The 25,890-nt window shown below is 31.1% G+C and carries 23 protein-coding genes; 9 read left to right on the top strand and 14 right to left on the bottom strand.

Going from position 1 to position 25,890, the window contains the following annotated elements; translation table 11 throughout:
• Positions 1–19 precede the first annotated feature (19 nt).
• From asnB to ASF10_RS05070, 5 genes are all read right to left on the bottom strand, one after another.
• A complete protein-coding gene (gene asnB / locus ASF10_RS05090; RefSeq protein ID WP_056246261.1) occupies positions 20–1,696 on the bottom strand; it encodes an asparagine synthase B in 1,677 nt (558 codons plus the stop codon).
• Between the two features lie 431 nt (positions 1,697–2,127).
• Entirely contained in the window at positions 2,128–2,577 is a 450-nt protein-coding gene (locus tag ASF10_RS05085; RefSeq protein ID WP_056246258.1) for a hypothetical protein, read from the bottom strand.
• Positions 2,578–2,842: 265 nt separating this feature from the next.
• Positions 2,843–4,594: a TonB-dependent receptor gene (locus ASF10_RS05080; RefSeq protein ID WP_056246254.1), complete on the bottom strand. Its 1,752-nt coding sequence runs from the start codon at positions 4,592–4,594 to the stop codon at positions 2,843–2,845.
• Positions 4,595–4,773: 179 nt separating this feature from the next.
• On the bottom strand, positions 4,774–5,637 hold the full coding sequence (locus tag ASF10_RS05075) for a PhzF family phenazine biosynthesis protein (protein ID WP_056246251.1): 864 nt from the start codon (positions 5,635–5,637) through the stop codon (positions 4,774–4,776).
• Between the two features lie 108 nt (positions 5,638–5,745).
• A complete protein-coding gene (locus ASF10_RS05070) occupies positions 5,746–8,760 on the bottom strand; it encodes a tetratricopeptide repeat protein (RefSeq protein WP_056246248.1) in 3,015 nt (1,004 codons plus the stop codon).
• 309 nt (positions 8,761–9,069) lie between these two features.
• On the opposite strand from ASF10_RS05070, the gene ASF10_RS05065 reads away from it, so the two are divergent.
• Entirely contained in the window at positions 9,070–9,753 is a 684-nt protein-coding gene (locus ASF10_RS05065; protein WP_055098433.1) for a cell division ATP-binding protein FtsE, read from the top strand.
• A gap of 5 nt (positions 9,754–9,758) precedes the next feature.
• On the opposite strand, the gene ASF10_RS05060 is transcribed toward ASF10_RS05065, so the two are convergent.
• Positions 9,759–10,598: a class I SAM-dependent methyltransferase gene (locus tag ASF10_RS05060; RefSeq protein ID WP_056246246.1), complete on the bottom strand. Its 840-nt coding sequence runs from the start codon at positions 10,596–10,598 to the stop codon at positions 9,759–9,761.
• A 105-nt stretch (positions 10,599–10,703) separates the two neighbouring features.
• Here ASF10_RS05060 and ASF10_RS05055 point away from each other — a divergent pair, with 105 nt between their 5' ends.
• Together ASF10_RS05055 and ASF10_RS05050 are read left to right on the top strand one after the other, a co-directional pair.
• Positions 10,704–11,591, top strand: a complete 888-nt coding sequence (locus tag ASF10_RS05055; RefSeq protein WP_056246244.1) for a glycosyltransferase family 2 protein — start codon at positions 10,704–10,706, stop codon at positions 11,589–11,591.
• Complete coding sequence (locus tag ASF10_RS05050) at positions 11,592–12,518, top strand: glycosyltransferase family 2 protein (protein ID WP_056246241.1); 927 nt, start codon at positions 11,592–11,594, stop codon at positions 12,516–12,518.
• Here the strand turns inward: ASF10_RS05050 and ASF10_RS05045 are convergent.
• On the bottom strand, positions 12,504–12,908 hold the full coding sequence (locus tag ASF10_RS05045) for a sugar 3,4-ketoisomerase (RefSeq protein WP_056246238.1): 405 nt from the start codon (positions 12,906–12,908) through the stop codon (positions 12,504–12,506). The two genes, ASF10_RS05050 and ASF10_RS05045, sit on opposite strands and share 15 nt — an antisense overlap.
• Positions 12,905–13,732 carry a glycosyltransferase family 2 protein gene (locus tag ASF10_RS05040; RefSeq protein WP_056246236.1) on the bottom strand — a complete coding sequence of 276 codons (828 nt, stop codon included), beginning with the start codon at positions 13,730–13,732 and terminating at the stop codon, positions 12,905–12,907. The genes ASF10_RS05045 and ASF10_RS05040 overlap by 4 nt, the downstream gene beginning before the upstream one ends.
• 42 nt (positions 13,733–13,774) lie before the next feature.
• Here ASF10_RS05040 and ASF10_RS05035 point away from each other — a divergent pair, with 42 nt between their 5' ends.
• Positions 13,775–14,917 (top strand): glycosyltransferase, encoded by a 1,143-nt coding sequence (locus ASF10_RS05035; protein ID WP_056246232.1) that lies wholly within the window; start codon positions 13,775–13,777, stop codon positions 14,915–14,917.
• Here ASF10_RS05035 and ASF10_RS05030 read toward each other — a convergent pair.
• The 6 genes from ASF10_RS05030 to ASF10_RS05005 all read right to left on the bottom strand — a co-directional run bounded on the left by ASF10_RS05030 (position 14,906) and on the right by ASF10_RS05005 (position 20,755).
• Positions 14,906–15,640, bottom strand: coding sequence for an acyltransferase (locus tag ASF10_RS05030; RefSeq protein ID WP_056246229.1), 735 nt, complete (start codon positions 15,638–15,640; stop codon positions 14,906–14,908). The two genes, ASF10_RS05035 and ASF10_RS05030, sit on opposite strands and share 12 nt — an antisense overlap.
• Position 15,641: 1 nt before the next feature.
• Positions 15,642–17,132 carry an oligosaccharide flippase family protein gene (locus tag ASF10_RS05025; RefSeq protein WP_056246226.1) on the bottom strand — a complete coding sequence of 497 codons (1,491 nt, stop codon included), beginning with the start codon at positions 17,130–17,132 and terminating at the stop codon, positions 15,642–15,644.
• Positions 17,132–18,232: a DegT/DnrJ/EryC1/StrS family aminotransferase gene (locus ASF10_RS05020; protein ID WP_056246223.1), complete on the bottom strand. Its 1,101-nt coding sequence runs from the start codon at positions 18,230–18,232 to the stop codon at positions 17,132–17,134. The genes ASF10_RS05025 and ASF10_RS05020 overlap by 1 nt, the downstream gene beginning before the upstream one ends.
• Positions 18,233–18,247: 15 nt before the next feature.
• On the bottom strand, positions 18,248–19,225 hold the full coding sequence (locus ASF10_RS05015) for a GNAT family N-acetyltransferase (protein WP_056246220.1): 978 nt from the start codon (positions 19,223–19,225) through the stop codon (positions 18,248–18,250).
• Between the two features lie 91 nt (positions 19,226–19,316).
• Complete coding sequence (locus ASF10_RS05010) at positions 19,317–19,919, bottom strand: trimeric intracellular cation channel family protein (protein ID WP_055098447.1); 603 nt, start codon at positions 19,917–19,919, stop codon at positions 19,317–19,319.
• 92 nt (positions 19,920–20,011) lie between these two features.
• The gene (locus tag ASF10_RS05005; RefSeq protein WP_056246217.1) at positions 20,012–20,755 is read right to left on the bottom strand and encodes an RDD family protein; all 744 of its coding nucleotides are present in this window, start codon (positions 20,753–20,755) and stop codon (positions 20,012–20,014) included.
• 20 nt (positions 20,756–20,775) lie between these two features.
• On the opposite strand from ASF10_RS05005, the gene ASF10_RS05000 reads away from it, so the two are divergent.
• The 5 genes from ASF10_RS05000 (at position 20,776) to ASF10_RS04980 (ending at position 25,825) form a co-directional block, all read left to right on the top strand.
• A complete protein-coding gene (locus ASF10_RS05000; protein WP_056246214.1) occupies positions 20,776–21,741 on the top strand; it encodes a stage II sporulation protein M in 966 nt (321 codons plus the stop codon).
• A gap of 113 nt (positions 21,742–21,854) precedes the next feature.
• Positions 21,855–22,688 (top strand): hypothetical protein, encoded by an 834-nt coding sequence (locus tag ASF10_RS04995; protein ID WP_241774906.1) that lies wholly within the window; start codon positions 21,855–21,857, stop codon positions 22,686–22,688.
• Positions 22,681–23,454 (top strand): hypothetical protein, encoded by a 774-nt coding sequence (locus ASF10_RS04990; RefSeq protein WP_056246208.1) that lies wholly within the window; start codon positions 22,681–22,683, stop codon positions 23,452–23,454. The genes ASF10_RS04995 and ASF10_RS04990 overlap by 8 nt, the downstream gene beginning before the upstream one ends.
• Positions 23,455–23,458: 4 nt before the next feature.
• Positions 23,459–24,646, top strand: a complete 1,188-nt coding sequence (locus ASF10_RS04985; protein WP_241774905.1) for a DUF4350 domain-containing protein — start codon at positions 23,459–23,461, stop codon at positions 24,644–24,646.
• Between the two features lie 165 nt (positions 24,647–24,811).
• Positions 24,812–25,825, top strand: coding sequence for an AAA family ATPase (locus ASF10_RS04980; RefSeq protein ID WP_056246202.1), 1,014 nt, complete (start codon positions 24,812–24,814; stop codon positions 25,823–25,825).
• Positions 25,826–25,890 lie beyond the last annotated feature (65 nt).

Genomic DNA, 25,890 nt, shown 5'->3' with positions numbered 1-25,890 from the left:
CTAATTCTAAAATTCTTATTTATGCTTTGGCGTAAGCGTCATCATGTACACTTGCAACTGCTCTTCCTGAAGGATCATTCATGTTTTTGAATGCCTCATCCCACTCTAAAGCGATTTTTGTACTACAAGCTACACTTGCTTCCTGAGGAACACATAAAGCTGCTGCATCACTAGGAAAATGTTCTGCAAAGATTGAACGATAGTAATACTCTTCTTTAGAAGTTGGAGTTTGCAATGGGAATTTATATTTCGCATTTGCCAATTGCTCATCCGAAACTTCTTTGGCTACCACTTCTTTCAAAGTATCAATCCAGCTGTATCCTACTCCATCAGAGAATTGTTCTTTTTGCCTCCATGCTACACTTTCCGGCAACATATCTTCAAAAGCTTTACGAACAACCCATTTTTCCATTGGGTGCTCTTTGTTGATCATTTTATCTTGTGGGTTGATGCGCATTGCAACATCCATAAATTCTTTGTCTAAGAACGGTACGCGACCTTCGATTCCCCATGCTGCCAAACTTTTGTTAGCACGCAAACAGTCATACATATGTAATTTACTTAATTTACGAACGTTTTCTTCGTGAAACTCTCTTGCATTTGGTGCTTTATGAAAGTATAAATATCCTCCAAATAACTCATCTGCACCTTCTCCTGAAAGAACCATTTTGATTCCCATTGATTTAATAACTCTCGCCATTAACCACATTGGTGTTGATGCTCTAACAGTCGTTACATCATACGTTTCAAGGTTATAAATTACATCACGAACTGCATCTAAACCTTCCTGAATCGTAAATTTAATTTCGTGGTGAATCGTCCCGATATGTTTTGCAACAATTTGAGCTGCTGCTAAATCCGGAGAACCGTCTAATCCTACTGAGAAAGAGTGTAATTGCGGATACCAAGCATCTGTTGTATCATCTGACTCAATACGTTTTTGTGCAAATTTTTTGGCTACAGCCGAAGTAATAGACGAATCTAAACCTCCCGAAAGTAAAACTCCGTAAGGAACATCACTCATTAATTGTCTGTGAACCGCAGCTTCTAATGCTTCTTTAATTGCAGGAATACTTGTTTCGTTGTCTTTTACTGCATCATAATCTGTCCAGTCTCTTTTGTACCATTGTACAAATTCACCGTCTTTGCTTGTCATATAATGTCCCGGAGGAAACAATTGGATTTTTGTACAGTATCCTTCTAAAGCTTTCAATTCTGAAGCTACGTAGAAAGTTCCGTGTTGATCCCAACCAATATAAAGTGGAATGATTCCCATGTGGTCACGAGCAATAAAATACTCATCTTTTTCTACATCATAGATTGCAAATCCAAAGATTCCGTTCATTTCATCTACAAAATGAGGTCCTTTTTCTTTGTAAAGAGCCAGGATAACTTCACAGTCACTTTCTGTCTGAAAGTTATATTTTCCTTCAAATTGTTTACGTAATTCTCTGTGGTTGTATATTTCACCATTTGCAGCTAAAACCAATTTTTTATCTTCTGTAAATAAAGGCTGTTTTCCTGAAGCCGGATCTACAATTGCTAAACGCTCATGAGAAAGAATTGCTTTATCATTGCTATAAATTCCGCTCCAGTCCGGTCCACGGTGACGAATGATTTTAGACATTTCTAATACTTGAGGTCTTAATGTTTCAGCTTTTTGCTTTAGATCAAAGGCACATACGATTCCACACATAATTATATATTTTTTATTTGTTTAAAATTCATTTTGATAAGGCAAAGATGCGTTAACAGTTACAATTGAAAAACACATATATCAATTTTAGTTATAATTTTAAACCATAAATTTGTTTTTACATATAAAATGTAAAATTTTAGCATTAAAAAAAGGCTCAAACTTGAAAATTTCAATTTTGAGCTTAATCAAAATACAAAATGTAAAATTTTAAAGAGATATTTGAGGTAAATTCTACGATATTTAAAAATCATTGAGAAATTGATAATGAGACGAAAGAAAAGGATTGAAGGATTATTGTTTTCCTTCATATTATCATTTCAACGTAAGAAGAAATCAAACAAGCAAAGTAAGCATTGTTGCCGAATATTAGAGGTGATTTCTCCTTACGGCGAAATGACAAAAAAAAGAGATAAGTCAATAAAAACAAGTTACAAAATACTCTCAATAGTATAATGTGTTTTATTTATTTCGAATTGAAACCCTGTTTTATTTCCCATTAAATGAGAACCTAGAGGAGATTGCGGAGAAAGTGCAATAACATTTATTCCGTCAATAGTAATTTTAGGAAGTGCTACACTTACATACAAGTAAATTCCGTTAGCTTTTACCAAACTGCCAGAAATAATATTTTCAGTAGTTTTTGTGGCGTCAATTTTATCTAAAATTGCTTTTTGGGTAATCGCTTCTTTTAGTTTATTGGTCAATTTTTCCTGCTCGATATGCATCATTGACAAAGCCGTTTCATGTTTATCACCGGCAGAACCTTTTGCATCGTTTTTAGAATCTTCGGTCAAAGCCGAAATCATGTCCCTAAAAACATCAATTCGGTCCTGGACCATTTGCAAGTAATGTGAATGTATTTTTTGTTTGAATTCCATTTTTTTAAGGTACTGAGATGCTAAGTTACAAAGGTGCAAAGGTTTTTTACTTCTACAATATTTTTCGCCACGAATTACACAAATTTTCACTAATTCTAAAAAATTGACCGCAAAGCACGCAAAAATTTTTATCCTTGATCATGCTTAGCAAACGCAAAGTTCGCAAAGCTTTGTATTGAACTAGCTTTGCGAACTTTGTGTTTTATATACGAAACGCACGAAACGCCAGAAAAAAAAACTTTGCGTACTTTACGGTTAAAAATCCTTAAAAATCGAATTTATAATTTCCTCCTACTAACACCTGAAATCCTTGTACAGGATAATTCAACCATTTTTCGTAAGCCTGATTTCCAATATTATTTAACTTCAAAAAGAAAGTCAAACGCTCGTTGTATTTGTATCCTAAATGTGCATTGGCATCAAAATAACTTTTTAGTGTTATAATCACAGGATCAGTTCCTAAATTTAGATTCGATTGCATGTCTTTACGTTCGCCTACAAAGAAAACATTCAAACCTGCATACCATTGTTTTGTAATGTTTACATCAAGATTTGAGCTTATTTTCATCGATGGTAAATTCCATGCTTCCAAGCCATCGTATTTATAGCTATTAAAAGTACCGTTGACTCCAAAAGACACATTTCTTGAAAAATCAGCTTTTAACTCCCCGTAAAAACGGAAGGTTCTTACGTCGTCATAAACCACTCCAAACGAGTTTCCAAAAGCATAATTCTGATTCGAAAAATCTTCTGTATAATCATTCCCTTTATACAATGCTTTGTCTTTTTCGTTTAAATAAGAACCCGTCAGGTTATAATTGATATTGTTTGCCAATTTACCTTTTAAACCTGCAAAAACAGTATATTGGTTATTGGTAGGTTTCATATTTAAAGTTGGAGATAAAAACGGATTATCTGTTACAAAATCAGCATATGAGTTTTGCTCTAAACCACCATTTACCCCGGTATAGAAAATCATTAAATCGCCTACCAATTTGTACGAAGCATTTACTTTTGGATAGATGTAAAACTTGTTTCCGCTGTTTTCAGAATCTAAACCGTAGAATAATCCTGCTCCTAATTCTAATGTCCAGTCGTTTTCAAGAATCACAAAACTTGGCTCAATCCCAAAATTAGTTAAGCTGTATTTTAACGGTTCTGTATTATCTCTGGCATAATTATGCTCGAAAGATCCGCTAACGTGATCTACAATAATATTGGTGTTTATAGATTGATCCATCACTTCTACTTTGAAAGATGGTTTTACATAGAAACGATTTTCGGAAGAGGAAAAACTATCTGAAAAATGGGTGAATTTTGTTGCAATTTTACTAAAAATCCCTTCATTAAACTCGATGTTTCCGCCTAAAGAAATTGTATTATAAGAATGATTCGGGTTAATACTTCTTATTAAATCATCACGCGTTTGCCCCGCTAAAGTCGAACCAAATTCTGCAGGTAAACCATACCAGTTATACAATTGATTTTGATATCCTAGTTCAACATTCCATGCCATATCACGATTGTTTACGCCATATGCCACATTTAATGCTGTATCATAAAACTCATCATTTAAATCTACCCCTTTAATTCCGCCTTGCGAAGAATGGTGACGAAACATTCCGGCTACATAATCGTTGTTTCCTAAATCCTGATTTACAAACAATTCAGCATTTAAAGTCCCATAATTCCCCACTCCCAAAGTAGCGTAATTATTAAATAATTTTTCTCTTTTAGATTTCTCAACACCTTCAGCTTTTCCTTTTGATGGTGTAAATGTAGAAGCTACAGGAACAGACAAAATACTATACTTAATAGTTTCTTTTGGCTGATTTCCGGTATCGTCCAGCGAAGGGGTTTCCTTCACTTTAAAAGCATCTGAAATAGTTGGCGAATAGGGTTTTACTACGTTTACCGTTTCTGTACCAATACTTTCATTTTTCTTTTGGGCAAATGAAACCTGTACAACAAACAATACTAGCAAAATGATGATTTTATTCTGGCAATTAATTTTCATATATTTTCTTTTTTTAGAGAATAGAATAAAGAGCAAAGACCAAAGACTTCTCTCTTATTTCTGGATTTTCTCTATTTCTTTATTCTATTATATTTTTTAGTCTTTGCTCTTTCCTCTAGCTTCCTGACTCTATTCTCTTTATTCTTTCTTCCTGACTCTTTCTTCTATTATCTTTTCAACTAAACTTCCCATTCTCCTTTTGCAACAAACTGAGCCTTTCCTCCTATTTTAATATCAAAATCATTCTCGCTTAAACTTCCTTTAAAATAAATTTGAGACGGACGGTTGATATAATCTCCCTGATAGTTAATTAAATCAATTTCAGGTTTATGATATTTTAATAGAAAAGCCTGCAAACAAGTACTTGCGCTTCCTGTCGCTGCATCTTCTACCAATTGATTGTGTTCTATACACAACATTCTGCTAAACAATTTCGAACCTTCGAGGTAATAAAAATACAAACCTCTGTGAGCTGTTTTACAGTTTTTTATCAGCCAGTCATTTGTTTTATCTTTGTCTAAAACTAAGTTTTCCAACGCTCTTTTGCTACTTAATCCAACCATTACAAAAGCACTTCCGATTGTTACTTCCTGAATTGGAAACTGATTTTCAAAATCATGATTTTTCAGATTGCTAAATACTGCAAAATCTTCTTTCGAAAAAATATCCCAAAATTTCGGCTGAGCCGCTTTTAACCAAATCAAACCTTCAGATTGATGAATTGCAATTGGTCCAATTGGCACATTTAATTTTATATTCTCCGGAGAATCATTAAACACATGATTCATCAAAACCCACGAAGTTCCAATTATAGGATGTCCTGCAAATTGCATCTCGCTTGCCGGAGTAAATATTTTTATCTCGGCTTTATTATTTTCTTTGTCAAGTTTGGTTATAAAAGTACTTTCAGCAAAATTAATTTCGCGCGCAATCTGCTGCATTTCTGCTGAACTTAATTTTTCTGCATCCAAAAAAACTGCCAATTGATTACCAGCATACTTTTCCTCAGCAAAAACATCAATTATATAAAAGGGTAAACTCATTTTTTTCTTTTTTTTAGAAAATAGATGAAAGAACAAAGAGAAAAGATTTCTCAACAATATTTCTTCTTGCATCTTGCTTCTATTCTCTTTATCCTATTCTCTTTATTCTTACTTATTAATCGACGAATTTGTTTTAGCTTCTTCTACTTTTATAGCAGCCAGCTCTTTTTTAGCTTCTTCGACAACATCCGGATAATCGGTAAAATTATTGATTACGTTATCTAAAATATAAGTTGCCTGATAACTGTCTTTTAATCCGTAGAAGTTTTTCGCCATTAAAACCAAACTCTTCGCCCCGTAATATTTATAAGCCGAATAGTTTTTTGCTAATTTTTGCACAGATACGTTCGAAGCATCAAATTTTCCTTCTTTCGTTTTAAAATAAGCATCATAATACAACGCTTCTGCTGCTAATTCTCCTTTTGATGTTGCTGATAATTTTGCGTAAGCTGCTTTTGCCTTGTCTTCATCTCCAGTTTGCATTGCTGCACGCGCTACAATAATTTGCGCATCGGCTTTTACATTTGTATCAGACTTTGCATTCTGCAATACTTTGTCAGCATACGTAACCGAATTATCGTAATCTTTCTTGTCGTAATAACATTTCATCAGGTTCGCTTGTGCAAAGCTTTTATTTTGAGATGAATCTGCTTCATCATCTAAACGTTTCAATACCGGAATCGATTTATCACAATCTTTGGCTTTTAGATAAATCTGTGCTAATTTCATTAACGATTGCTCTGTAAATTCGTTTCTTGGCTGATCGGTTACATATTGATAATTCGCAACTGATTTAGTCTCTGAACCTTCAGTATAATACAATTGTGCCAAATAAAAATTAGCTTCTAACGAATGAAGTCCTGACGGAAATTTATTTACATAACCAATAAAACCAGTAATTGCCTGTTTGCTGTTATTTTGACTGTACTGCTTAAAAGCTGCATCATAAGTATCATTATCCAACTCTGCATCTGTAACCGCAACAAAGTCTAGAGTACGAACCCAGGTAGCATATTCATCTACTTTTCCTGAATCAACATAAATTAATCTGGCTGTAGAAACTGCTTCTAAAGCTTCGGGAGTTTTTGGGAAATCAGCAGCAACTTTTTTGAATTTAACCAATGCTTGTTCGTCACGATCTGAGTTGTAATAAATCAAACCTTGCTTTAAAATTGATTTTGAAGTAAATGCACCGTTTTTATATTCAGCAATTAACTGATCGTAGGTTTTAATAGCCTGGTCATTCTTTTTCTCAGCTACATACGTATTTCCTAATTCATATAAAGCATCGTCGCGATATTCTGATTTTTTATACATCTGAAGAAAATTATTCAGCTCATCGACTTTCTTGTCATTTTTAGACATAAAACCATAAGAAATCGCTTTCTGAAACTGAGCATAATCAGCATCTACGCCTTTTGCCTCAATTGCTTTTGCATAAGCTTCATTTGCAGCAGTGTATTTTGAACTCACAAAACGGCAATCTCCTAAACGCAAATACGAATCATTCAAACGAACTTTATCCCCTTTAGAATTATCGATTTGCGCCTGAAAAGAATTTGCTGCCTGATCGTATTCTTTAAGTTTAAAATACGTGTAACCAATATTGTAATTGATATTTTTATACTCATCAGTTGTTTTAGCAGCAGCTTGTCCGGCAAACTGTTTGTAAGTTAGTAATGCGTTCTGAAAATCTGCAGTAACATATTCTGTTTCTGCTTTCCAGAAAGTCGCACGAGCCGTAAACTCAGGTGTTTTTTGCTCGCTGATTGCGCTCTTAAGCATTTTTCCAGCTTCTTGATAATTCGATTCATTATACAATTCTAAACCTCTGTAAAAAAGTACTTTTTGATACGCTGCTTTATTTTCTGCTGATCTGTTTTTCTCTAATAAAACCAAAGCTTCTTTGTAGTTTTTAGTCGAAATATAAGAATCTACCAATAATTTTTCTATCTCAGATCTGCTTGAATTGTTTGGATATTTTTTAAGGAAATCAAGTAAAATCGCAGGAACAGTTTGATAAGCGTTTCCGATATCATAACTCACTTTTGCATAATTTAAAGCCGCATCTTCCTGAATTTGTGCATTAAAATCCATTTCAGAAGCATTTTTAAAAGCGTTTAAAGCTTCTTGTTTTTTGCCTGTATTTAAATAACTTAAACCTAAATGGTAATAGGCATTTTGCGCTACGAAATCTTTTCCTTCAATGATTTTATTGAATTGAGAAATTGCTTTTTCATAGTCTTTTCGTTCATAATAAGCATAACCTAATTGATAGAAATCAGTATTATTCCATTTTCCTTTTTTTCCTGCATATTGCTCTAAAAACGGAATTGCTTTGTCGTATTGTTTTAGGTTAAAATAACTCTCACCAATAATTTTATTTAATTCAGATTTTTCAAGCTCATTTGATTTGGCCATTGCTTTTTGCCCCAAGTCAATTGCTTTCTGGAAATTTCCTAGCTTGAAATTCATATCGGCCTGATAATACGAAAGCTTTTCTTTGTATTTTTCTTCGCCTGAAACTTCATCAAAATATTTGGTAGCTTCTTTATAATCATCGCCTTCATAAGCCATAAAACCCAAATAGTATTTAGCCTGAGAACCAAATTCAGGAGAATTCACCACTTTATTAAAATAAGTTGTGGCTTCTTTTTTCTTTTTAGCATTGAAATAAGCATATCCTTTTTGGAAATTAAATTTATCCGAATCTGATTTGCTCATATAACTTTCATCCACTTTATCAAACCATTGTAAAGCTTTTGGATAATTTCCCTGTTCAAAGAAAAACTGTGCAACTTCTATATAAGCCTGATTTTGCTTAGTACTTGTAGGATAATCGGTTACGAATTTCTCCATCAAAGCATCAGCATTTGCTTTATTGGTTCTAATGGCACAATTGGCGATGTAATAAGCACAATCTGACTGAACTTCTTCGGTCGTGGCATTGTTTTTTACATGTTCGAAAATAAGTTGTGCCGATGCATATTGTTTGTCATTATACAAAGCCAGTGCTTTGTCAAACTCCTTTAGATCGTAAGTATAAATAGCTGATTTTTGTGCCGAAACTATGGTCGAAATAAGAATAATTGGTAATAAAAAGAACCAGGAAAGTTTACGCATTTTAATTATATTTAGTATTCAAATGTATCATTTTATACCGTTTATAACGAAACGTTTCAAGCTTTTATTATAAACAAAAAATTTAATGCTTGTTATAAAACAGCTTTACTGACTTCAAAATATTGGTTCTCAAACTTCCTTTTACAGATTCGTGCAGATGAAAATTTAATTTTTCTTTAAAAAATCCATAAAATCTTTCTAATCCTTTTAATCTATTGGACCTTTTTGAAAATTTCTCACAGAAATGATTCAAATTTATTTTGAATCGAAGCGTTATCTTATTACTTTTACCAATCAAATCAATTTATTATGTCACAAACCGTACTATCTCTCAAAGAAGTCACTATATATCAGGAAGGAAGAAAAATTTTATCTCATATTAATCTGGATGTTAACCATGGTGAATTTATCTACATCATTGGAAAAACAGGATCCGGAAAAAGTAGTTTTTTAAAAACTTTATATGCAGATTTACCCCTATCAGAAGGTGAAGCTCATATCGTTGAGTTTGATTTAGCGACTTTAAAAGAAAAAGATATTCCGTATTTGAGACGTAAAATTGGAATTGTATTTCAGGATTTCAAATTGCTTCCGGACCGTTCTGTAAAAGACAATATGCTTTTTGTTTTAAGAGCCACAGGTTGGGTTGACAAAGAAGGTATGGAACGTAAAATCGATGAAGTTCTGGACAAAGTTGGCATGAAAGAATACGTTAATAAAATGCCGCATCAGCTTTCAGGTGGTGAACAACAACGTGTTGCCATTGCAAGAGCTTTACTTAATGATCCTGAATTTATCCTTGCAGATGAGCCAACTGGAAACTTAGATCCGCAAACAAGTTCTGAGGTTCTTGAAGTATTGAAAAAAATCAACGCAAATGGTAAAACTGTTATCATGGCAACCCACGATTATGCATTATTGATGAAATTCCCGTCTAAAACATTAAAATGTGAAGACGAAAGAATTTTTGAAGTCGTACAACGCAGCGTGTAATTTCGTTATTTACTTTTTTCTAAAACCAAAATATCCTGATAGTCAGACAAATCAGCCGTTGCCTTATTGGCCCAGTGTCCGTATATTTTATTTTCTAATTTTAGATTACTAATATCAATCATTTCATTGATGTAAACTTCGCTAAAAGCAATATTTGCTGAGGGAACTTTTTCATTCATTAATCGATAATTTCCTTTATTGAAAGGAAAAGAAAAGGATCTGTTTTTTTTCGAAATTTCACTTTCATTCTTATCATCATACAGAAAAAAAGTTGAAAGACATTTTCCATTTGGCTTTAAAACTCTATAAATTTCTTTTAGATAATTTTGAACTTCATGAGGCTGCATATGCGTAAAAACCGAAAATAAAAATATAGTATCAAAAGAATTGTCCTCATAAGGAAATTTAAAATCCTCAGCTCTTTTATCCGTTAGATGATACAAATCATTATTTAACGGTGTATATTGAAATCTAAAATTAGGAAAATCTTTTGCTATATGATTTTCACACCAAACAATTCCTTTCTTAACAACATCAAAACCTTCGTATTTTCCTGATTTAGATAAATATTCAGTCAAAGGCACTGCAACTCTGCCTATACCGCAGCCAATATCAAGAACAGCATGATCAGGATCTAACAAAGCATACTTTTTTAATAAGTCTAAAAGGTGTTTTCCTTGTTTCGCAAAATCACCACCACCAATAAAAATATCGCCTTTATTAGGAACATTTTTATTTTTTGATTTACTAATAAAACCTAAAAAATCAATTGGTAAATAATATAGCTTTCTGACTAAAAATCTGGATTTTGGAGAGATTGCATAATAAATAGATCTTAAATTCATTTTGACTTTTTATATTTTTTTAGAAATTTGGAATCAATTATAATAACATGGGAAATTGTTCAATAAAAACATTTTCTTTACAAATATATTCTAAAAAAACGTGTAATGCTTTCGATCCTCATTCCGGTTTACAATTATAATATTTTTCCGCTTGCAGAAACTTTATACAATCAGGTTTTAAGATGTAATATTAGTTTCGAAATCATTTGTTTAGATGATGGATCTGAAATTTTTCTAACTGATAACGAAAAGATAAATCAATTCGAAAACTGTACTTATTTTATTTTAGAAAAAAATATTGGAAGAAGTGCAATTCGGAATTTATTAGCAAAAAAAGCAATCTATGAAAACTTACTTTTTCTTGATGCTGATACAATTCCGGTTGAAAATGACTTTATTTCTACTTATATTTCACAAATAACGAATACAGAAAAAGTAATTTACGGAGGAATCTTATATAAAAACACAAAACCTTCTTCAGATCAGCTTTTACGTTGGATTTATGGTACTAAACGTGAAGCTTTACCAACTTTAGAGCGAAATAAAAATCCATACATTTCATTTTTAACCTTGAATTTTTTAATTTCCAAAAGTGTTTTTTTAAAAGTACGTTTCAATGAAAATATTCCAAATCTCAGACATGAAGATACTTTGTTTTCATTTGAATTGATGCAAAATAAAATTGAAGTTGTTCATATAGACAATCCCGTTTTCCATTTAGGAATTGAGGACAGTCAAACCTTTTTAAGAAAATCAGAAGAAGCCGTTATTGGATTAAAAAACCTGGTAGATTCTCGTTTAATTAGTTCTGATTATGTCAGGCTTTCTCAATACTTTCAAATTATAAAAAAATACTATCTTCAGCCTTTATTTGCTTTTGGATTTAAAATCTTAAAACCATTTTTCCTGAAGCAATTACTAAGTAAAAAACCATCTCTTTTTCTTTTCGATGTATATCGATTGGGTTATTATTGTACTTTAAAAACTAAATAAATGGCATTTTTCTCTATAGTAATTCCGTTATATAATAAAGAAAAATTTATTAAAAATACGATACAAAGTGTATTGGATCAAACTTTTGGGGATTTCGAAATTATTGTCATAAATGATGGTTCAACAGATAAGAGCGAAGAAAAATTATTAGATTTCAAAGACGAACGAATTCGCTATTACAATAAAAAAAACGAAGGAGTTTCTCTAACACGAAATTTGGGAATTTCTTTAGCAAATGCGTCTTTTATTACATTCCTTGACGCTGACGATTATTGGTATCCGGATTTTTTAAAAGTCATGCATGAATATTGCATTCTGTTTCCTAAACAAAAAGTATTTGCAGCAGCAATAGAAATTGAAACATCAAAAAAAATATTTCCGGCAAAATATTCTATAAATAAAGAGTTTGAGTTTGAGTTTGTAAATTACTTTAAAGCAAGTATAAAAGAGTCTGCTATTTTAACATCCAGCGCAGTTTTCAACAAAAAGATTTTTGATAAAATTGGCGTTTTTGATCCAAAAATAAAAAGCGGACAAGACACTGATTTATGGATTAGAATTGGATTAAAATATCCAATTCTATTTATTTGGAAAATATTGGTACGCTACATACACGATGAAAATAGTCTTTCTAAGGATCAAAATTTGATAACATCCAAAATGGATTTTTCAAAATTTATCGAGCTTGAAAAAACAAATGCAGAACTAAAATATTTTTTAGATTTAAATCGGTTTTCACTTGCCATTAAGAGCAAATTATTATCTAATAAATCGCTTTTTGATTACTATTATAATGGTATTGACTTAAAAAAAATTGGTACTAAAAAAAGATTTTTATTACATCTTCCGCCCTATTTACTTCAATTTCTAATTCAGGTAAAACTTAAATTGGCAAATTTAGGTTTTGGTTCATCAGTTTTTAAATAATTTGAAATTTTTATATTCTCTTATATAATCATCTTCATCAAATTCGTCTGAAGCCAAAACCAAACAAACGGCTCCAGAAGAAAAATTACACAATTCGCGCCAAATTCCATCTACAATTAATAACCCTAAATTTGGTCTGTTTAGCGTAACGGTCTGAGTTGATTTTCCGTCTTTTAAAACTACATCAAAACTTCCGCTTAAAGCGATCAAAAATTCCTGCTGTTTTTTATGGGCATGTCCTCCACGTTTACTCCCACTTGGGACATCATAGAGATAATATACACGCTTTGAATTAAAGGGAATTGTTGTTCCTTCTATAACCGAGAGATTTCCTCGTCTATCCTGAATTTTTGGAATCTCTATTAACTGAACATCAGTATTTGTAGTCATAGTTTGTTTTTGGTTATTTGTTTGAATTTTGCAATTCCTGCTAATCCAATTTTATATTTTTTCCCTAATTCCGGAAAGCGAATGTACTTTTTTCTAATTAAAAAAAACATATATTTTACGAGTAATACTAAGGAAAAATTTCCATGCAATTTATAATACAATGCAGCTCTGGCATAAATTAACGTATCTGAACTTACATCATTACCTGAAGAAAAAGACGGATGAGAAACAATAATTTCAGGGTTAAAATAAAGTTTCAGCTTTTGAAGCAATGCTGATCTTAAAAATAAAAACTCTTCAGCTGTTTCAAAAAAAGAACCGAGCCCAAAATGCTCGTCAAAAAAGATATTATTCTTTCTTATTTCATCGAGTTTAAATACAATTTCAATAGAACTTACATTCCAAACACTTTTTTTGTCATGTAAAAAGGAAGAATTCTGTTTTTTATGAGGTCGTAAATCTCCAATTCTTTGATGATTGAAGGTAATAATATCCGCATGAGGAAGATTTTCAAAAGCGAAAAGAATTTTTTTATCGAAATCTTTTGCAAAAACAACATCATCATCAGCAAGTAAACATAATTTTGCTGATGCGTTTTGAATTGCCTTATTTCTACTTTTCGACAATCCTTTTTCAGGAACATTAATTACTCTAACTAAATCAAAATCAGAATTTAAAACCTGAGTCAAAGATTGATTTATAATAAGGATATTGAAAGTTGAAAAATGCTCAAAGGGAAACATTGACAACAAAAAATCTAAATTACTTCTATCTTTAGTAGCAATTAAAATTTCGAAGTCTTTTTCAGAAAAAACATTTAGCATTTTTCATATATATTTACGTAAATATAAATATTTCCAGCACAAATGAAAATACTCTTGGTAGGAGAATATAGCAGATTACATAATTCTTTAAAAGAAGGATTAGAGGGTTTGCAGCATGAAGTTAAAATTATTGCAACTGGAGACAGTTTTAAACAATTTCCTGTAGACTATTCTATTTTTCCGAGATACTTTATCAACAATCGATTTTTAGTATTTTTAAACAAAATATCATTCCGACTTTTTAAACTGGATTTACAATTGCTTGAAAAAGGAATTCGGTTTTGGCTTTTTTTACCAAAATTAAAAGATTATGATGTTGTTCAATTAATCAATTCAAATGCAATTGAAACTTATCCTTTTTTCTCTAAATATCAATTAAAAAGACTTTTTAAGCAAAATAAAAAAAGTTTTCTTTTGGTTTGTGGTGAAGACACTCCTATTATAGATTTCATGCTAAAGAATACTGCAAAATATTCTATTCTAACACCTTTCTTAAAAGACACAAAACTGAAAATATATTATCATTTTTCCTTAAAATATACTCAAAAAAATTATAGAAATTTATATGCTTTTATAGAAACAAATGTTTTCAAAATAATTGTTTCTGATATAGATTATAAAATTCCGTTATCTGAAAAAACCTTAATTCCCAATCCTGTAAATACAGACAAAATTAGTTTTCAACCATTCAGTATTGCTGAAGAAGTGGTTATTTTTTTAGGTGAAAATAATACAAGCGCGATAAAAAAAGGAACTAGTTATTTTAAAGAAGCTCTTGAAATAATTCAGAAAAAATATGGCAAAAAAGTCCGTGTTATTAAAACTGAAAACACTCCTTATAACATATATATAACTCTTTTTAAAAATGCCCATATTGTACTTGATCAAGTTTTTTCGTACGATCAGGGATATAATGCACTAGAAGCAATGGCACAAGGAAAAGTAGTTTTTACAGGTGCCGAAACTGAATTTACAAATCATTATAATCTAACAGAAAAAGTTTGTGTAAATGCTTTACCTGATGTTGATTATCTGGTTCAGGAATTATCATTTCTAATTGAAAATCCATCAGAAATAATCGCAATAGGTAAACGTGCGAGAACTTTTATTGAAAAGGAACATGATTATATAAAGATTGCCGAAAAATATTTAAACATCTGGAAATCAAACAATCTAAATGATTAACCACTTGTTTAAACTTTCTTTTTCGCCTTGCCAATCTCTTGAAATATTATTTTTAATCAACTTTACAGGAATACCACCAATGAGAACATTTTCGCCAAACGAAGAATAATCTTTTGTACACACACTATTTGAAGCAATAGTACAAAAATCAGGTGTTGTTGTTCCTTTCATTATAGAAACTCTATTACTAATAAAATTATAATTTCCTATTTGTATAGGGGCACTCATTTTATAAATATCTCCACTTTTAGTATCAATCATCTGATGAAAATTGGTGTCTATCAATTGACATTCTGAGCCTAATCGTGCATAATCTCCTAAAATAATTTTATCTGTACATATTAATTTTCCATTGGATGCAAGAGAAGACATATGACCAAATTCACAATAACCCTTTGTTTTTACAACGACAAAGTAATCTTTTCCAAATTGTACATGCCCATTAAAAACTAATGTTCCTGTTATATTAATCTCTGCAGTTCCTTTATGAATTGTATTCATTTCATAAGCCTGGCCAAAACCAATCATACCTTTTCGAATAGGGGCATTAATCTCAATTTTACCTGCAATAGAAGTAAATTTTACCCTGCCATAAAAATATACCGGAAGTTTTTTTGCAACGTCAAAAGGAAACTTTTTAAAATTAAAATACAGCGTTTTAGTCCAGTTTACTGAATAATAAAATTTAAATCGATGATAAACTAATCTCAATTTATCGTACATATTAAAAACTATTGTTGTTATTTCTAAAAGTCGAAATAAATATATTTTTCAAATTTATTTCTTTATTAATTTGAAAAAGGACGAAAACTATTGACAATACGCACATAAATCCCATTGAAGAATATCTTAAAATTTCAAATTCTATAAATTTMCATAAATAGGTAATGATACATAATAGAAAACATATCAAATAAATAATATAAAAATCTTTCTCAAAATAAAATCCATATCGCTTTTTAGTAATGATTTTCAAAATCAAAAAATGAAATCCATAATATATCAAAAAGCTAATTCCCAAACCTTCTAATCCATAAAAATAGTATCCCAAAACATTCATTAAAAGCGATACAATATTAAACAAAATTGCAGTCCTGATAAACATTTTAGAATCTCCTTTTGCAATTAAAACATATCCCATAGACCATGAAACTGCCCTAAATAACATTCCTAAAATACCCAAACAAACCATTGGTATTATTGCAATGAATTTTAAAGTGTATATAATTTTTATAATTAAGGGTACAAATGTCAGAAATAAAATTATTATTGGTGTGATAATTAAAATTGAAATAAAAGATTGTTGGGTTACGCTAGCTTTAATTTTTTCAGTGTCATTATTTATGGCGGCCAATCTTGGAAAATAATCCGTACTCATAACCGTAAAAATAATTCCAACATATGAATTCAATAATGTAAACCCCGCATTATAAAAACCAACTTGCTCAATATCACCAATATTGCTAATATAAATTTGAATAAGATATGAAGATAACAATGTCAACAAACCACTTATAGTCAACATTATGCCCAGTTTAATTATAATTTTTCCTTCGGCTGCAAAATGAACCCGCTCTACTTTTTCTTTTTCAATTTTTATTTTATTTGAAAAATAGAATGAAAATACCAAAGCCGACAAAGAAGTTATGATGATGCTGGGTACAATTGCATCAATTTTAAAAAACACATATAGCGGAATAGAAAACAATAACCCAAATACATTTCCATACATATTTGCTTTGGCTAAAAATTTTATTTTTCTTGTTCCCTGCAAAACAATCAATTGGCTGGATGTTACTTGTTTTAATAACAATGTTATGGACAAAAAAACAAATGCATACATTTGATTTGCATTTCCGAAAGTAACAATACTCAGCCATTTTGAAAAAACAATGGTCAGTATTGTTCCAAATATTCCGGTCATTAGCATCATTTTTTTTATTATGCTAACTGTTCTGGAAATATTTTTTAAATCTTCATCTTTATATTTTTCAGAGATGTTTTTAATACCACTAGTTTCTATTCCCAAACCAGAAACACCAGCTATTATATTGATTGTAGAATTCAATAATGCAATTAAGCCCATACCTTCCGGACCTATAAAGACAGCAATAAATTTGGTTCGAATTACCGAGATAATTATTGTAAAAAATTGAACTCCGCCAAAAACAGAAGTTGTTTTTAAGATTTGCCGATATGATTTACTGTTAGACATTAAAACTTATTAATGATATCAATAACAAAACTAACTTCACTATCTGTCAAAACAGGACTTATTGGCACGCTCAAAACCTCATTATGAATCTTTTCTGTAACTGGAAAAGATAAATTATTCCAATCTAAAAGTGCTTTTTGTTTATGAGGCGCAATTGGATAATGTATAACAGTCTGAATATTATTTTTAATTAAATATTCCTGTAAATTTTCTCTATTTTCAGTTCTGACAACAAACAAATGAAAAACATGATTAGTAGAAAAATCCCAATCCGGAAGTATTATTTTATCATTTTTTATTTCAGCTAAATATCGTTTTGCAATAGCACGGCGTTTGTTGTTATCACTATTTAAATTAGGCAATTTTAAATTTAAAAATGAAGCCTGAAGTTCGTCTAATCTTGAATTTACACCAATAAATTCATTATGATATTTTTTCTCAGAACCATAATTACGAAGCGAAAAAAGCACTTTTGCTAATTCCGAATCGTTTGTAGTTATTGCTCCGCCATCTCCCAGAGCGCCTAAATTTTTTCCTGGATAAAAACTATAGGCTTTTGCTGATTCTAGATTGTTGCTTTTAGGTTTTAGATTATTTTCTGCACCATGCGATTGTGCAGCATCTTCAACAACGAGTAGATTATTTTGGACTGCAATTTCATTTATTTTATCCATTTCAGCCAATTGTCCGTAGAGATGAACCGCTAAAATGGCTTTTGTTTTCGAGGTTATTTTCGTTCCAATTAAATCCGCGTTGATATTGTATGTTTCTAATTTTGGCTCGACCAAAACAGGAATTAAATCTGCTTGTAAAATAGCCAGAATACTGGCAATGTATGTATTTGCAGGTACAATAACTTCGTCTCCTTTTTGAAGTTTCCCTAGTTGAATATATCCTTTAAAAATCAAAACCAAAGCATCAAAACCATTTCCGACACCAATACAAAAATCGGTTTTGCAATATTCGGCGAAAGCCTTTTCAAATGTTTTCACTTCGTCTCCTAAAATGTACCAGCCGTTATTTAAAACCACTTTCAGTTTTTCCTGAAAAGCAATTTCATAAGGCTTATTTATTTTTTTAAGATCCAGAAATGATATCATATTATTTTTGTCTGATTATATTAAAACAGTACTCAACTTATTATAATTTGCTGTTTCGACTTCGTAAAAATCGTGAACTATTGTGCTGGCTCCAAAACTTTCTTTCCAGTACGATAATCCTTCATTTAGATTTTTTCCCTGATTTTCATTCGAAATTCCGAAATCAAAAAACCGTTTGTGCGCAAATTTATCATTAATTAAATAATGATACAGAAAATCTAAACTGCCCAGATTTTCCTGATCTTCATTTTTCGAAATATATTGGCAATGTGCTACTGTTTTAGTTTCAAAAACGGTCGTTCCTGCCACAATCTTATCTCCTGAATAAACATTAAACTGATGAATATTTTCAGGAAAAACAGACTTCAAATAATTCATTTCCTCTACAGAATGAACTGGTTTTGCCTTATGCTTTTTATCTAAATTCGGAATCAATATTTCAGTCCAGAACAATTCAAAATTAGCTTCTTCCCTAATCTCCAATTGTTTTGAGATTGCTTTTTGAAAACCTCTTTTTCTAATTTTAGAAGTAACATTTTCTTGTGATAAATCGAGTACAGAAAGAGAATCACGTCGCACTAATTTTGCTTCGGACAAAAACAAGGCATATAAAATTTCTTCGGCAGGTTTTAAATGATAAATAGAAGGAATCGTTTTAAAATATAATTTTTCAAATTTATTTTCATTCAAAAAAAATAAAACCGCCTGAAAAACTGCTATAATAGTCGCTAATTTAGTTTGTTCTTTATGCACTAAACTTCCATAAGTAAGTCCTTGATGAGAGTGTATAATTTCTCCGGTTTTATTGGCAGGCAAAACACAAACCAGCTTTTGATCTTCGAAAACCAAAAGCGAAAAATCGGTAAAACGATCTTCGTGATATTCCATAAAATCACGATGAAACAAAAAGGTAGCGTTTTTAGACTGAGCTATAAAATCATTCCAGATTTTATAGTCCTTTTGCTCATATTTTTTTACAATATACTTTGTCATTCTTCTGCCACTTCTTTTAATGATTCAGTAAGTTTTTAGCCTAAAAAATCTTTTTAAATCCAAATCTGTGGCTAATATCGTTTAAAAAATCTTATTTATGCTCAAATGCAGGTAAATACCATTTGAATTTTACGGCTAATAATCGAACTGTTATAATTACTACTGATGTCAATAAATACAAAACATCATCATCTAAATTCAATTTTTTGAGAGCAAAAAACACGATTCCGCCAAAAATACAGATCGTAGCATAAATTTCCCGACGAAATATTGTTGGAATCTCTGTACACAAAATATCTCGCGTTACACCCCCAAAACAAGCTGTCATGGTTCCTAAAGCAATACAAATTACAGGATGTAAACCAATCATGATTCCTTTTTCAAGACCAATTAAAGTAAAAACACCTAACCCAATAGTATCAAATAAAAACAAAGACGTTCTTAATTTGTCAAACTTTTTTCTAAAAAGAATCGCTAATCCAAAACCTAAAATTATAACATAAACATATTTTAAATCCTGCATCCAGCCCACCGGAGTTCTGCCTATTAAAACATCACGAAGCGTACCGCCGCCAACAGCCGTAACAAAAGCAATAATAAAAACACCAAACGGATCCAGTTTTTTATGCATCGCCGTTAAAGCACCGGACATCGCAAAAGCCATCGTACCGATAAGATCTAATAAATGAAACATTCTTTTTTTTTAAGGTGCAAAGGTAAAGAGATACTAAGATTCTAAGATTAGATTAGTAATTAAATTTAAAATCTTTAAATTTCAATCCTACATTACATATTCTGAGTGTAAAAATTATAATCTTTTAAAATAACCCTCAAAAAATCACTGCTATTACCAGATTGATTTTTAATTCCGGTAACACTTTCAATCTTAGCTACTAATTTATAAATAACTTCATGATCATTTCGTGCTTCGGCGTTCTGAAAAGTCTCTTTAATAATTCGCATGTCATTATCAGATAATTTAATCACCAAAGGATACGTAGGAACATAAGCATCTCCTATTTCTTGCAGGATTGTATGACTGATATTTATTTTATTTTTTAGTGTTATTACAGCAGTTCCTGCAACCATATCGCCTAATCTTTGTGCTTTTTTGCTCGAAACTACGCTTACAATAGCAACGATTCCGTATAAAAGAGTAATATCGATTAATCTAAAAAACCAACGCATTAAATAATCTCCAAATCCGGCTTGATAACCGTCTATTTTTACGACTTTTATCCTGACTAATTTTTTACCGATGGTTTGTCCTTCAAAAATACTTTCTAAGGTTAAGGAATAAATAAAAAACGGAAAATAAAGGATCAAAATAATCGAAGTTTTCGACCAATTGTCTAATGTCTGGAATAATTTATCGAAATTTAACCCGTAGAAAAAAATTAGCGAAATCACTGTTACATAAGCGAGTTTAATAGCCAGATCTATAAAATAAGATCCTATTCTTTCGCCTGGTGAAGCTGCAATAAAATTTATTTTAACATTTTGTGTTGTATTAATAGATAATTCTGACATATTTTATATTTTAGCCTGTAATGAGAGAAGTTGCCTTCATAAAACAAAATAAAGAAAAATGGCTGGAGTTTGAGCTCGCTATTTTTGGTAAAGCTAAAAAAAATCCTGATGAGTTAGCAAATTTGTACATTCAAATGATGAATGATTTGTCGTATGCACAAACGTATTACCCAAAAAGTAAGACCGTTGTCTATCTAAATCACCTTGCTTCGCAGATTTATCAAAAAATTTACAAGACCAAAAGAACAGAGAAAAACAGATTCCTCGAATTCTTTAAAACCGAGGTTCCGTTAATTATCTATGAGTACAAAAGATACTTGCTGTATGCTTTTATTTTATTTTTTCTTACTGTTGCAATGGGAATCATTTCTGCCCGATATGATCAAAATTTCGTGCGATTGATTTTAGGAGACGGTTATGTAAACATGACTTTAGAAAACATCAAAAAAGGAAATCCTATGGCAGTTTACGGCTCCGGAAGCAACTGGGGAAGTTTTGTAGGCATAACCATGAATAACCTTTATGTAGGCGCAAGATGTTATATTTACGGCATTTTTGGCGGGTTGGGAACTTTTTACATCTTCCTTCAAAACTCACTGATGTTAGGATCTTTTCAATACTTTTTTTACGAACAGGGCGTTTTCTGGAAAAGCGTTCGCGGAATCTGGATTCACGGATCTATGGAAATTTTTGCGATTGTAATCGAAAGTGCTGCCGGATTTATTTTAGGAGCTTCTATTTTATTTCCTAAAACTTTTTCGAGATTAAATTCATTAAAAATAGGATTTAAAAACAGTTTCAAAATATTTCTGAGCACATTTCCTTTTACCATAAGCGCAGGATTTCTGGAAGGTTTTATAACCAGATATTCCATCGATATGCCCAATTGGTTAAGCAGCTTTATCATTTTATTTACGTTAGGGATAATTTCATTTTATTATTTGGTTTATCCCTTCATTGTTCACAAAAAAACAACCTCATTATAATGTTTGAACTTTACAAAAAACGACAACTGGGAGACTATATAGTAGACTCATTTACTTTTTTTAAATCTTTTGGAAAGCATTTTTTCAAGATTTTTTTTGTCATAAATGCCGGAATGTTACTTGTTACTGGTGCATTAATGTATTGGTTTTTAAAACTTAATTTTCAGTTTCTGTCAAATGATGCGGTACAAAAAGCGAATCCCAATCAATTTTTAGATTACCTGGAGAATTCTCCGGTCTTAATAGGCTTTACCATCTTTTCTATCATTATTGTGGTACTTATTTCCATGTTCAATTCTGCTTATCCAATTTTGTATTTAAAATTAATAGCACAACAAAACAACAATGATTTTACGGCAAAAGAGATACTTGCAACATTTAGACAAAGCATCTGGAAAATATTTAAGTTTACCATTGGGCTTCTATTTATAGTAATGCCGGCGTTGTTTATACTTATAATTGCATTGTTCTTTCTTTGCTTTGTTTTAGTGGGAATACCCTTGATTATACTTGCTATTCCTACCATTTTTACTTTTATCAATCTTAGCTTTTATAGCTATTTAACAGAAGACAGAAGCTTTTTTGAATCTTTAAATCATGCTTACCTTTTAGTAAAAGAAGATTTTTGGTCTACCATTGGAGCAAGTTTTATAGTAATGATTATCATCCAGATGATTCAGGCATCAATTACCATGTTCTTTTATTTTGTGGGGATATTTGCCTTTATTTTCTTTGCTATAGCAAATCCTGATTTCGAAAAATCATCTTTTCAGGTTTCCCCAATAATTATAATCCTCCTGACAATTGTCTTTGTATTAATTCTTGTATTGAGTAATATCTTTAATAACATATTAGTTATTAATCAAGGAATTATCTACTATAGTTTAGAGTCAGAAAATAAAATTTCAGCAACTGAAATTGAATCAATTGGAAGCAATAATGAATAAAATTTTCCTCATTATATCTTTCCTGTTCTTTTCTGGCATTTCGCATGCCCAGGATTCTTTGGCTACAGCCGAACTTCCAAAAGTCGCATCCATAAAATATACAGAAAAAGATATTCAGGTTGATTCCAGTACTATAGAAACCAAAACCTTTGCTAAAAATTTCAAGAAAAAATATACCGGATCAGATTTCGTTTACGAACAAAAAGCACCTGAAAAATCGCTTTGGCAACGTTTTATCGAATGGCTCGCCCGTATTTACAGAAGCGTTTTTAAAGAACAAAACGCCCAGACATCAGTAGATTTTGTTACCGTTTTTTTAAGAACAATAGCTGTTTTAATTATAGTTTTTGTGATTTATTTGATTGTAAAGGCCTTGATTAATAAAGAAGGACAATGGATTTTTGGCAAAAATTCGAGTAAAAGAAATATTTACTATTCTGATATCGAAAAGAACATTCATCTTTTGGATTTCGAAAAATTAATCAAAGAAAGCATTCAGTCCGGAGAAAAAAGAGTTGCTATTCGCTACTATTATCTTTGGTTATTAAAAATAATGGCGCAAAATCATTATATCGAATGGGATATCGAAAAAACAAATTCTGATTATTTATACGAACTGCAAAGATCTGCACATAAAGAAGAATTTACATATTTATCATACTTGTACAATTATATCTGGTATGGCGAATTCGAAATTGATGAAAACTCCTTTATAAAAACCGAAAACAGATTTAAAAATGCCATAAAAACCTTTAGTAATGGATAAAAGCATGAAAATTTACATTGCTGTTCTGGTTTTTATTTTAGCCTTGATTTTAATAATAGATCGCGACCAGCCAAAGCCAATCGATTGGCGACCAACTTACTCTGTCAACGACAAAATTCCTTACGGATTGTATGTTTTTGACAAGGAAATTAGTGGTATTTTTAAAAACAATAAAGTAGAAAGAATCTCAACCGTAACTCCTTACGAATTTTTAGATTCAAAATATGACGAAGATGCTCTGGTAGAAAACTACAAAATAAAGGGCAATTTTATAAACATCTCAGAAGCAAATACAATTGACGAACAATCGATTAAAGAGATATTTTATTTTGTCTCTCACGGGAATAATGCTTTTTTAAGCATGAAAAATTTTCCTAAATATTTGTTGGACAGCTTAAAAATCGAAGTTCAATCAGATTTTCAAAACACCGGAAATACTTTTGTATGGCTGGCAAATAAAAAGCTAAAAACTAAAAAATATAAATTATCTCAAACATTAGAAGATTATTTTTCTAAAATAGACACCTTAAATACGACTGTTTTGGGCTATCAGGGAACAAAACAAAAACATATAAATTATATAAAAGTTCCTTATAGAAACGGATATTTTTATTTACATACTCAGCCTGTTGCTTTTACAAACTTTAATTTATTAAAAACAGATCATTATCAATACGCCGAAAATGTATTATCGCATTTGCCCAAAGCCGATGTTTTTTTCTATACCAAAGGTCAGAATGATGAAAATATTTCTCAATCACCTTTAAGATATATTTTAAGTCAGCCGGGATTAAAATGGGCTTGGTATTTCTTTTTAATCGGAATGTTGATTTTTATTATTTTTAATGCCAAACGAAAACAACGTATTGTACCAATTCTTAAACCTTTGCCCAACTCAACTGTAGATTTCACCAAAACAATTGGTAATTTATATTATCAGGAAGGCGATCACAACAATATTATTGACAAAAAGATTATTTATTTTTTAGAAAAAATACGAACAGAATATTTAATAGATACCACAAAACTCGATGATACTTTTATTCAAAAACTGCATCATAAAACAGGAAAAAGTGAAACCGATATTCAGGAACTTGTATTTTTGATCAACGAACATCGAAATAGTTATCACGGAAGTCTTGAAGATGATTTAATTAGAATTAATAATGCAATAGAAAAAATTATACATTAAATGAAAAAATAAGATTTCTTGTCATTTCGACGAAGGAGAAATCACACACGAAGAGAACACAAGTAAAATAGCGCAAAGAGAAAAAACGTTGCGGAATATTGGATGTGATTTCTCCTTCGTCGAAATGACAAAAAGTAACCAACATATAAAGCAAACAGACCAAACATGGACGATATCAATACAACATCAAACGAAATCACAAATGAAAATGTGAATTTTGAAACCAGAATAAATTTAACGCCACTTTTAGATCACGTAAACAGCATCAAAAAAGAACTTGAAACTGTTATTGTTGGACAACATAAAATGATCGACCAGCTTTTGGTTGCCATTTTATCAAACGGTCACGTTTTGCTTGAAGGAGTTCCGGGAGTTGCCAAAACTATTACGGCAAAATTATTATCGAAAACATTAAATATTGGCTTTAGCCGTATTCAGTTTACGCCGGATTTAATGCCATCAGATATTTTAGGAACTTCGATTTTTAATCTTAAAACTTCAGAATTTGAGTTTAAAAAAGGACCTGTTTTCTCGAATTTAATTTTAATTGATGAGATAAACCGTGCTCCTGCCAAAACTCAAGCAGCACTTTTTGAAGTTATGGAAGAGCGCCAGATCACAATCGACGGATTTGCTTATCAGCTTGAAACGCCATTTTTAGTAATTGCTACACAAAACCCAATTGAGCAGGAAGGAACGTATCGTTTACCGGAAGCACAATTAGATCGTTTTTTATTTAAAATCACAATTGATTATCCTAAACTTAACGAAGAAATTCTAATCATTCAGAGAGAACATTTATTACAGGATCACGGAAAATTAGAAGCCATAAAAACCATACTTTCCGGAGCAGAAATAAAAGAATATCAAGCTCTCGTAAAACAAATTAGAGTAGAACAAAATCTATTAGAGTACATCGCAAGAATTGTAGTAAACACGCGCGAAAATGCCTTTTTGTATTTAGGAGCTTCGCCTCGTGCCTCAATCGCAATCCTAAACGCTGCTAAAGGTTTTGCAGCCATTCGCGGTCGTGATTTTGTAACTCCCGAAGATATTAAAGAAGCTGCGATTCCGGTTTTACAACATCGTGTAATTGTTGCGCCTGAACGTGAAATGGAAGGAATTACAAGTTCTGAAATCATCAGACAAATTATCGAAACCGTCGAGATTCCCAGATAGTTTTCAGTCGCAGTTTTCAATGCTATAATTAATAACAAACCTTTTTTAAATGAAATATTCTAAAC

Origin of the sequence: Flavobacterium sp. Leaf82 (assembly GCF_001422725.1) — a bacterium.
Lineage (GTDB): Bacteria > Bacteroidota > Bacteroidia > Flavobacteriales > Flavobacteriaceae > Flavobacterium.
This window is presented reverse-complemented; position numbering and strand designations above follow the sequence as displayed.

What these genes read in the sequence shown, in the direction of transcription:
- asnB (WP_056246261.1), bottom strand. Translation starts at nt 1,696, where the DNA reads ATGTGTGGAATCGTATGTGCCTTTGATCTAAAGCAAAAAGCTGAAACA.
- ASF10_RS05085 (WP_056246258.1), bottom strand. Translation starts at nt 2,577, where the DNA reads ATGGAATTCAAACAAAAAATACATTCACATTACTTGCAAATGGTCCAG.
- ASF10_RS05080 (WP_056246254.1), bottom strand. Translation starts at nt 4,594, where the DNA reads ATGAAAATTAATTGCCAGAATAAAATCATCATTTTGCTAGTATTGTTT.
- ASF10_RS05075 (WP_056246251.1), bottom strand. Translation starts at nt 5,637, where the DNA reads ATGAGTTTACCCTTTTATATAATTGATGTTTTTGCTGAGGAAAAGTAT.
- ASF10_RS05070 (WP_056246248.1), bottom strand. Translation starts at nt 8,760, where the DNA reads ATGCGTAAACTTTCCTGGTTCTTTTTATTACCAATTATTCTTATTTCG.
- ASF10_RS05065 (WP_055098433.1), top strand. Translation starts at nt 9,070, where the DNA reads ATGTCACAAACCGTACTATCTCTCAAAGAAGTCACTATATATCAGGAA.
- ASF10_RS05060 (WP_056246246.1), bottom strand. Translation starts at nt 10,598, where the DNA reads ATGAATTTAAGATCTATTTATTATGCAATCTCTCCAAAATCCAGATTT.
- ASF10_RS05055 (WP_056246244.1), top strand. Translation starts at nt 10,704, where the DNA reads ATGCTTTCGATCCTCATTCCGGTTTACAATTATAATATTTTTCCGCTT.
- ASF10_RS05050 (WP_056246241.1), top strand. Translation starts at nt 11,592, where the DNA reads ATGGCATTTTTCTCTATAGTAATTCCGTTATATAATAAAGAAAAATTT.
- ASF10_RS05045 (WP_056246238.1), bottom strand. Translation starts at nt 12,908, where the DNA reads ATGACTACAAATACTGATGTTCAGTTAATAGAGATTCCAAAAATTCAG.
- ASF10_RS05040 (WP_056246236.1), bottom strand. Translation starts at nt 13,732, where the DNA reads ATGCTAAATGTTTTTTCTGAAAAAGACTTCGAAATTTTAATTGCTACT.
- ASF10_RS05035 (WP_056246232.1), top strand. Translation starts at nt 13,775, where the DNA reads ATGAAAATACTCTTGGTAGGAGAATATAGCAGATTACATAATTCTTTA.
- ASF10_RS05030 (WP_056246229.1), bottom strand. Translation starts at nt 15,640, where the DNA reads ATGTACGATAAATTGAGATTAGTTTATCATCGATTTAAATTTTATTAT.
- ASF10_RS05020 (WP_056246223.1), bottom strand. Translation starts at nt 18,232, where the DNA reads ATGATATCATTTCTGGATCTTAAAAAAATAAATAAGCCTTATGAAATT.
- ASF10_RS05015 (WP_056246220.1), bottom strand. Translation starts at nt 19,225, where the DNA reads ATGACAAAGTATATTGTAAAAAAATATGAGCAAAAGGACTATAAAATC.
- ASF10_RS05010 (WP_055098447.1), bottom strand. Translation starts at nt 19,919, where the DNA reads ATGTTTCATTTATTAGATCTTATCGGTACGATGGCTTTTGCGATGTCC.
- ASF10_RS05005 (WP_056246217.1), bottom strand. Translation starts at nt 20,755, where the DNA reads ATGTCAGAATTATCTATTAATACAACACAAAATGTTAAAATAAATTTT.
- ASF10_RS05000 (WP_056246214.1), top strand. Translation starts at nt 20,776, where the DNA reads ATGAGAGAAGTTGCCTTCATAAAACAAAATAAAGAAAAATGGCTGGAG.
- ASF10_RS04995 (WP_241774906.1), top strand. Translation starts at nt 21,855, where the DNA reads ATGTTACTTGTTACTGGTGCATTAATGTATTGGTTTTTAAAACTTAAT.
- ASF10_RS04990 (WP_056246208.1), top strand. Translation starts at nt 22,681, where the DNA reads ATGAATAAAATTTTCCTCATTATATCTTTCCTGTTCTTTTCTGGCATT.
- ASF10_RS04985 (WP_241774905.1), top strand. Translation starts at nt 23,459, where the DNA reads ATGAAAATTTACATTGCTGTTCTGGTTTTTATTTTAGCCTTGATTTTA.
- ASF10_RS04980 (WP_056246202.1), top strand. Translation starts at nt 24,812, where the DNA reads ATGGACGATATCAATACAACATCAAACGAAATCACAAATGAAAATGTG.